The organism is Limosilactobacillus mucosae DSM 13345, from assembly GCF_001436025.1.
GTDB classification, from domain to species: Bacteria; Bacillota; Bacilli; order Lactobacillales; family Lactobacillaceae; genus Limosilactobacillus; species Limosilactobacillus mucosae.
Map to the genome: position 1 here is coordinate 1 of NZ_AZEQ01000064.1, position 938 is coordinate 938.

Here is a 938-nt window from a genome sequence, read left to right on the forward strand (position 1 = left end):
TCGATAGTAGCGTGGGTTAGCGATGGTTCGACCATCACTGGCAGTCAGAAAGTTTTCTGTATTTAGGTCAATGCCAATTTGCCGATTAGTGCGGCTAAGCTTAGGAACAAACGGTGTATCGGAAGCTAATTGCAGCGACAAAAAGAACCGATTGGCTGCATCTTTGGAAATGGTCACCGTACCGATGCGTGTTTCGCCTTGACGATCCAATAGTCGCCGCTGAGCGCCTTTGATCCGCAAACGTCCTAGTTTAGGCACCACAATATGTTTGCGGTCTTCAAAGCAGACGGTACCGTTGTCTAGCCAGGCCGTCTTTTGTTTTGGATATTGACAGTTGGTCTGGTATCGCCAGGAATAGCTTTTACGATGAAATTTTGGCACACCGGCTTCATGAACCTTGCGAAAAGCGTTCCAAGCCTTGTGATAGTTTTGAATGGCATTAGCCTTAGCAAGACTGTCAATACGCTTATCTTCTAAAAACTGGAAATGATTTGACATCTGCTTAGCGTTTTGACGAAGCTTTAGCTGTTGGATCCGATCCTGAACCGTATCAATTGACAGTTTGATTCGGTTTAATTGCCAGAGTTCTTTACCGATCGCAACCATCTCATTATAGACGAAACGACTGGCATCACTGTTAACCTTGATTATTTGTTTCTGGTAATCACTCGGATAGATGCGAATCTTCAATCCATAATGATATTCTAACTGTGCCATTGACTTCATTTTTTCACCTCCTTTAATTGGATTATATCATCAGCTAATGACTATAACGATTGAGGTGTTCTTAATGACTAAAGAAAAGATTCAATCCGCTGTTTATACTCATCGCTTTGTCTATAATTTTCATTATTACTTAATCTGGGTAACTAAGTATCGCCACCAAACTTTTTCAATTAAGGAACTGGTAGACGAAATGAAAGACATATTGCGAATGG

Annotated in this window: 1 protein-coding gene and 1 pseudogene; one reads left to right on the plus strand and one right to left on the minus strand. The window is 41.4% G+C overall.

Annotated elements, in window-relative coordinates:
• A partial coding sequence (locus FC47_RS10185; protein WP_155519197.1) for an RNA-guided endonuclease InsQ/TnpB family protein occupies positions 1-726 on the minus strand: 726 nt, incomplete at its 3' end.
• Between the two features lie 64 nt (positions 727-790).
• Between FC47_RS10185 and FC47_RS10995 the strand changes: the two are divergent.
• Positions 791-938: pseudogene (locus FC47_RS10995) on the plus strand (IS200/IS605 family transposase); the annotation flags it as partial.